Origin of the sequence: Streptomyces sp. AA1529, assembly GCF_000280905.1 — a bacterium.
Classification (GTDB): Bacteria; Actinomycetota; Actinomycetes; order Streptomycetales; family Streptomycetaceae; genus Streptomyces.
The window spans coordinates 48602-55682 of record NZ_ALAP01000084.1; the positions used below are offsets into that span (position 1 = coordinate 48602).

Sequence of the window (7081 nt, forward strand, 5' to 3'; positions counted from 1 at the left end):
CGCGCCGTTCCAGCAGGGCGCCCCGGCGTCTGATCCAAGCCGTGAGGGCAGGAGACCGCATACCTGATGACGATGGAACGACCTGGGGAAACCGTGGCCGACGCGGCACCGTCCTCCCAGCAGCGCATCCCCAACCGCCAGCTCGCCGCCCTGATCGCGGAAGCCGGCTTCTCCAACGCGGGCCTGGCCAGGCGGGTGGACCAGCTCGGCCTCGAACACGGCCTCGACCTGCGCTACGACAAGACATCGGTGACCCGGTGGCTGCGCGGCCAGCAGCCCAGGGGCACCACGCCCGCACTGATCGCCGAGGTCTTCACCCGGCGCCTGGGGCGGCGGCTGACGGCGCAGGATCTCGGACTCGACGCGTGTGCGCCCGTGTATGCCGGGCTGGAGTTCGCGGCGTCCCCCGCCGAGGCGGTGGACATCGTCAGCGGGCTGTGGCGCAAGGACTCCGGCAGTCACGCGGAGCTGCGGAAGATCGCGTTCACCCCGGCTGGGCTCGTGGTGCCGAGCCGGGACTGGCTGATCGGCCGGGCCGACGAGCGGGTGGCCCGCGGGCCGGAGCCGGAGAGCCCGGGCGGCGGCCCCGGCGGGCCGCCGGGACCGGGTGGCGGCGGCCCGGCGGGCCCTGCCGCGGCCGGGGTCGGCGCGTCCGGGGTCGGCACCGCGCTGGGCGCGTCCCGCGGACAGGGCTCCGGGCACGGTGCGGGCTCCGGGCACGGGCTCGCCGCCGCGGCTGCCAGGCCGGGCGGCGCGGGTCCCGGTGGCGGGCTGCGGGTTCCGGCCCAGACCCGGGTCGGCGGCGGCATCGGCGTGGCGAGCAGAGCGCCGTCGCTGGCGGCGGCCCGGCTGGAGCGGGTGGAGCGCGGTCCGGGCCAGCGGGTCTCGGGAGGCGACGTGGCGGCGCTGCGCTCGGTGTGTGAACTCTTCCGGGCCCTGGACCACGCCTACGGCGGCGGGCACGCGCGGCAGGCGCTGGTGCGGTATCTGGAGCACGAGGCGGAGCCGATGCTGCGCGGCGTCTACGGCGAACAGCTGGGCAGACGGCTCTTCGCCGCCGCGGCCGACCTGACCCGGCTGGCGGGCTGGACGTCCTACGACATCGCCGCGCACGGGCTGGCGCAGCGCTACTTCGTGCAGGCGCTGCGGCTGACGCAGGCCGCGGGCGACCGCGCGTTCGGCAGCTATGTGCTGGTGACGATGAGCAGGCAGGCCGTCTATCTGGGGCACGGGCGCGAGGCGGTGCAGCTGGCCCGGGTGGCGCAGCAGGGTGTGGGTACCTCGGTGCCGCCGGTGGTCCAGGCGCTGCTGCACGCGGCCGAGGCGCGCGGGCACGGAGTGCTGGGCGAGGTGCGGGCCTGCACGGCGTCGCTGGCCCGCGCCGAGCGGGCGCTGGAGGCGGCCCGCCCGAGCGAGGACGTGCCCGGCTGGGCGCGGTTCTTCGACGAGGCGCAGCTCGCCGACGAGTTCGGGCACTGCCACCGCGATCTGCAGCAGTACCGCGCCGCGGCGCAGCACGCGGAGCGGTCGCTGCAGTTGCGCGGCGCCGGGTTCGCCCGCAGCCGGCTGTTCTGCCGGGTGGTGCTGGCCTCGGCGCGGCTGGGCCTGGGCGAGATCGAGCAGGCGTGCGGGCTGGCCGCCGAGGCCGCGCACCAGGCCGCGGAGATGCGGTCGGTGCGGGCGCACGAGTACGTACGGGACTTCGAGCGGCGGCTGGAGCCCTACCGGGACGCGGCGGCGGTGCGGCAGTACCGGGAGAAGGTCTCAGCGATGGTGTGAGGGCCGGAGCCGGAGCGCGGCCGCCACGGGGAGGACGGCGGCCGTCAGGGCGGCGAGGACGCCGAAGGTCGCGGGCAGGCTGAGGGAGAAGGTCTGGGCCACGGCGCCGGTCAGCAGTGCGCCGACGCCGTAGGCCGAGTCGAAGGTCATGTTCCAGGCGGCGCTGATCGCTGCGTGGCGCTCGGGTCCGGTCCGGTGGAACATCGCCACGAGCGTGTCGTTCTGCAGCGCGCCCATGCCCAGCCCGAAGACGAGGGCCGCCGCCACCGCCGCGACCGTGCCTGCCGCGGCGCCGCCGCCCTCCGGCGCCGCGGGGCCGCCTCCGACGACGGCGAACGCCGCTGTCGCCAGCGCGCACAGGGCCGCGCAGGGTGCCATGAAGCGCCCGGTGCCGCCGCGCCGGTCGCTCCACTCCCCCGCGGCCCAGCGGCCGATGGTCAGCGCGGCGGAGAGCGTGAGCAGCGCGGCCGGTGCCGCCTGGGGCGCGAGCGCGAGCGGGAGGAAGGACATCAGGCTGCCCAGCGCGCACACGGGCGCCAGCAGCAGCAGAACGGGCGCCGCCAGCAGGCGTACGGGAAGCCCGCGCATCGGGCCCGGTCCGCTCCGGGAGCCCGGCGCCGTCTCGGTAGGGGCCGTCGAGATGCGGGCACTCCGGGCTTCCGGTACGGAGGTGCCCGCTTCCGAAGCGCCCGGTCCGGCGGTGCGTGCCCGGCGGCGGCCGCGGGAGGGGCCGTGGCCGGCGAGGACCGCGGCGCCGAGCGGGGCGCCGAGCATCCCCAGTGCGGCGGAGACCGCGAAGACCGGGACGAAGCCGAACTCCGCCACCGCCCACACCGCCGCGGGAACCAGCGCCGCGGCCGGGAGCCCCACGGCGACGCCGTACCAGCCCAGCGCCCTGCCGCGCTGGCCCGGGCCGGCCAGCCGGGCGGCGAGTGCGCTGCCCGCGACGGTGACCAGGCCGAAACCGGTCCCGCGGAGGGCCGAGACCGCCACCGTCCACGGGAGTGCCGCGGTGAGCGCGTACCCCAGGCAGGGCAGGCCGATCAGCAGCGCGCCCCCGCCCAGCACCCAGAACGCCGGTATCCGGCGCAGGATGCGGCCGGTGGTGAGCTGCGTCGCCACCGTCGTCGCCATGTGCACGGCAGTCGTCGCACCCGCTCCGCCGTGTCCGCTTCCGCCGTGCTCGGCCCACAGCGGGACGATCGAGAGCATCGGGGTGGCGCTGCCGAAGACGGCGAAGGTGGCGGCGAGCAGGAGGAGGAAGTCGCGGCTCGCCAGCCCGGGCGCGGCGGACGTCCCGGACGCGGGACCGGACGGGCCTCCGGCTGCGACTGCGGCGGCAGCGGAGGGGCGGTCGGGGGAACTCGACCGCGTCCGGTGGGGGCGGCGGGAGGGGAGAGTGCTCATACACGAGTTGTAGAACGCCGGTACTCATCGAGTCCAACGAACGTTCCCGATCAGGCGCATCGGCATTGCCGATGCATGGAGTTAGCCTCGACGGCCATGGAGCTGAAGCATCTGGAGACCTTCCTGGTCGTGGCCCGCCACCTCCACTTCACCCGCGCGGCCAGGGAATTGGGGTATGTGCAGTCCAGCGTGACGGCGCATGTCAAGGCGCTGGAGGCGGAGTTGGGGGTGGCGCTGTTCGAGCGCCCGGGGCGGCGGGTGGCGCTGACCGAATCGGGCCGGGAGCTGTGCGGGCATGCGCGGGTGCTGCTCGGCCGGGCCGAGCAGGCCCGGGACGCTGTGCGCGGCGCGGGCGAGGACCCGGACCAGATGCGGGGCACGCTGCGGATGGCGGCGCCGGAGAGCCTGTGCGCGCACCATCTGCCGCCGGTGCTGCGCGCCATGCGCACCCGCTTCCCCCGGCTGCACCTGGCCTTCCGGCCCGCGGGACGCGGTCCCCTGCTGGACGCGCTGGCCGAGGGGACGATCGACGCGGGGTTCCTCCAGGAGGAGGCGGTCACCGCGCCCGGGGTGGCGGCCGAGCGGATGCGGCGCGAGCCCCTCCGGCTGGTGGCCCGGCCGGAGCATCCGCTGGCCGGGAAGCGGCGGGTCGCGACGGAGGAGCTGGCCGGGGAGACGGTACTGCTGCTGGAGCCGGGATGCGTGCAACGGGTGGTGATGGAGCGCGAACTGAGCCGGGCGGGGCTGTGCCCGCCCACGGTCGAGTTCTTCAGCCTGGAGGCGCTGCGGCGCTGTGCGGCGGCGGGCCTGGGAGTGGGGGCCGCGCCGGCCTCCTCGGTCGACGGGGAGATCGCCCGCGGCGAACTGGCCGCCCTGGCCTGGGAGCACCGGCCGGTGCTGGACGTCTTCTTCGTCCGGCACGCCGCCCGCTCGGTGCCGCCGGCCGTCCGGGAGCTGGCGGCGCTGGCCCGCGAACTGTGGTCCGGCCCGGAGCCGGCGGCCTGAACACCGGGCCCGCGTCCGGGCCCGCGTCCGGGCACGGAGCCGACCGGGAGTCGCCGGGCCGGGCGGGCCCGGGTGGCGGCACGGCGGGCGACCACCGGGCGCACGCCCAGGGCCCGGGGCGGGAGCAGCGCCGGGCTCAGGCCCGGGGCACCGGGCGGCAGGGGATCTCGAGAGTGACCATGGTGGGGCCGCCGGGCGGACTGCTGACGGCCACGATGCCGTCGAAGGGGCCCAGCCGGCGCTCGATTCCGGCGATCCCCGACCCCTTCGAGGCGTCGGCGCCGCCCTGTCCGTCGTCGGTGACGGACATCCGCAGCATGCCGCCCGCTTCGTAGGAGTAGTGGATGTCCAGCCAGATGCGGTCGGCCCGCGCATGCTTGACCGCGTTGGTGAGAACCTCGCTGACCGCGAAGTACGCCGCCGACTCGACCGGTTCGGCGAACCGGCCGGGCAGCTCGATGTCGGTCTCGACCGGTACCTGCGTCCGCAGCGCGAGGGCTTCGGCCGCGTCACCCAGCCCGCGCTCGGCGAGCACCGGCGGGTGGATGCCGCGCACCAGGTCGCGAAGTTCGGTCAGCGCCTCCGCCGAGGAGGCCCGGGCCTGGCCGAGGAGCTGCTTGGCCTTTCCGGGGTCCTGCTCGACCAGCGCCTCGATGGTGCCCAGGCTCATGCCCATGGCGACCAGCCGGGCCTGTGCGCCGTCGTGCAGGTCCCGCTCGATGCGGCGCAGTTCGGCCGCCGAGGTGTCCACCGCGTCGTGCCGCGTCTCGTACAGCTGCTCGACGCGCCGGGAGAGGCGGGCGCCCCGGGTGGGGGCCAGCAGTTCCCCCGCCAGCCGGAAGTGCGCGGTGATCAGGTGCGGGTTGACGTAGCGGGCCAGCACCAGCACGGCGCTGCCGAGGAACGCGCACAGCGCCGCGTCGCCGAAGGTGTCCAGGTGGATGAAGCCGTACCAGTAGTCGCCCGCGACGGCCCGCCACACGCCCGCGAACATCACCCAGCCCTCCAGGCCGTAGCCGATCAGCGCGGTCGGCAGCAGGGCGAGGACGAAGCCGGCGACGGCGTCGGTGAGCAGCCAGCACAGGTCCCGCCAGGTGGCGGGGTCCTTGAGCATCAGCACGCAGCGCTCGACGTGCCCGGTGAGGCCGTGCGGGCCGGGCGGCAGCGGCCGGTAGGGGCCGACGATGTCCAGGCCCGCCCATTCCCGGGCGAGCGCCCGGCGCTGGTCGGCGTGCACCCGCACGACGTGCAGGAGCCACGGGGTGCTGGCCGCTCCGATGCCGAGCAGCGTCAGCGCCAGCGACACGAGCGTCATCACGAACAGGGCCAGTGAGACGCCGAGGGAGAGCGCCATCAGGACGAGGCCGCGCCCGGCCGCCAGTAGCGCCGCGCCCGTCGGGCCGGCCGCCCGCCTTCCCGGGGGCGCGGCTTCCGACCGGCCCTCGTCCGGACGCCCCGCCGCCTCCCGGGCTTCGACCGCTCCGCTCACGTCCACCGTTCGACTCCGGTCACCGCTGGTCCCCGCCTTCCTCGCACGTCCCTCAAGCCTCGTACGTCTCGTCCGCCGGGTACGCGCCGCCCGCGGAGCGGGCCCGGTGCCGGCGTCCGGGCACGGCTCCAGTCTGCGTCGCCGCGGGCCCGCCGGCACGGGTCCGGGCCGCCTTCCCGGGGGTGCACCTAGCACCACCACCGGGGTCTCCTTCCGGCTCCGCGGTACGGGGGCTCGGCGCTCCGCGGTACGGGGGCTCGGCGGCTGTGGGCGGCGACCCGGTGTTCCTAGCGTCGTTCCTGCCCGGCGCGGACAGGTTCGGCGGCCGCTTCGGGGCCCATCGGCGCGGTATCGAGGAGACGGGGAGCACCCATGCGCAGAGCGACCACACCCAGCGGCCCTCCAGGAGGCGCCGCCCGGCCGGCCCCGCGGGGAGCGGCCGCGCGGCTCGCGGACTGGAGTGTCCGGCACCGCAGATCGGCCGTGATCGGCTGGCTGCTCTTCGTCGTCCTCGCCACCGCGCTCGGCGGGATGGCCGGGCTGACGGAACCGACCGAGAGCGAGCAGTCCGTGCGGGACTCGGCGCGGGCGACCGCCATCCTGGAGGACGCCGGGATCGACGAGCCGCCGGCCGAGTCGGTGATGGTCACCAGCCCGGACAAGGGCGGATGGCGGGCGGCGGCGGGCGAGGTCGCCCGGGCCGTCCGCGCGACCGGCGAGGTCGCACACGTCCGCGAGCCCGTACCGTCCGCCGACGACCGCGCGGGCCTGATCGGCTTCCGGATGCGGGACGAGACGGACGGCGCCGACGAGGAGCCGATCGACAAGGTGCTCGGCGCCGTGGACCGGGTCCGCGACGCGCACCGCGGCGACGGCATCGAGATCCGCCAGTACGGCGAGGCCAGCGCCATGAAGTGGCTGAACGGGATCCTGGGCGACGACTTCGCCAAGGCCGAGTGGACGGCTGTCCCGCTGGCCCTGGGCATCCTGCTGGTGGCCTTCGGAGCGCTGGTGGCCGCGCTGCTGCCGGTGGCGCTCGCGCTGACCGCGTTCCTCGCCGCGAACGGCATCCTGGCGCTGCTCTCCGGCGCGCTGCACATCGACGAGACGACCAACTCGGTGATGCTGCTGATGGGCCTCGCGGTCGGCGTCGACTACTGCCTGTTCTATCTGCGGCGGGAGCGGGACGAGCGGGCCGCAGGGCGGGATCCGGAAACCGCGCTGCGGATCGCCGCCGCCACCAGCGGCCGTGCCGTGCTGGTGTCGGGGCTGACGGTGATGGTGGCGATGGCGGGCATGTTCTTCTCCGGGCTGCTGCTGTTCAAGGGCTTCGCCGTGGCCACGATCCTGGTCGTCTGCATCGCGATGCTGGGCTCCGTGACGATTCTGCCCGCGCTGCTG

General features: G+C 75.9%; 5 protein-coding genes. 3 read left to right on the top strand and 2 right to left on the bottom strand.

Annotated features, from left to right (window positions below; genetic code table 11):
* Positions 1-66: 66 nt before the first annotated feature.
* On the top strand, positions 67-1779 hold the full coding sequence (locus A949_RS0124885; protein ID WP_037707566.1) for a hypothetical protein: 1713 nt from the start codon (positions 67-69) through the stop codon (positions 1777-1779).
* Here A949_RS0124885 and A949_RS34450 read toward each other — a convergent pair.
* A complete protein-coding gene (locus A949_RS34450) occupies positions 1765-3186 on the bottom strand; it encodes an MFS transporter (protein WP_019358760.1) in 1422 nt (473 codons plus the stop codon). The genes A949_RS0124885 and A949_RS34450 overlap by 15 nt on opposite strands.
* Positions 3187-3282: 96 nt before the next feature.
* Here A949_RS34450 and A949_RS0124895 point away from each other — a divergent pair, with 96 nt between their 5' ends.
* Positions 3283-4191 carry a LysR family transcriptional regulator gene (locus A949_RS0124895; RefSeq protein ID WP_019358761.1) on the top strand — a complete coding sequence of 303 codons (909 nt, stop codon included), beginning with the start codon at positions 3283-3285 and terminating at the stop codon, positions 4189-4191.
* Between the two features lie 136 nt (positions 4192-4327).
* Here A949_RS0124895 and A949_RS0124900 read toward each other — a convergent pair whose 3' ends face one another.
* On the bottom strand, positions 4328-5686 hold the full coding sequence (locus tag A949_RS0124900; protein WP_019358762.1) for a sensor histidine kinase: 1359 nt from the start codon (positions 5684-5686) through the stop codon (positions 4328-4330).
* Positions 5687-6052: 366 nt separating this feature from the next.
* On the opposite strand from A949_RS0124900, the gene A949_RS0124905 reads away from it, so the two are divergent.
* On the top strand, positions 6053-7081 hold a 1029-nt coding region (locus A949_RS0124905; protein WP_158687632.1), incomplete at its 3' end, for an MMPL family transporter.

Excerpts from the sequence above, each read along its gene's own strand:
- A949_RS0124895 (WP_019358761.1), top strand. The coding sequence starts at position 3,283 with ATGGAGCTGAAGCATCTGGAGACCTTCCTGGTCGTGGCCCGCCACCTC.
- A949_RS34450 (WP_019358760.1), bottom strand. The coding sequence starts at position 3,186 with ATGAGCACTCTCCCCTCCCGCCGCCCCCACCGGACGCGGTCGAGTTCC.
- A949_RS0124885 (WP_037707566.1), top strand. The coding sequence starts at position 67 with ATGACGATGGAACGACCTGGGGAAACCGTGGCCGACGCGGCACCGTCC.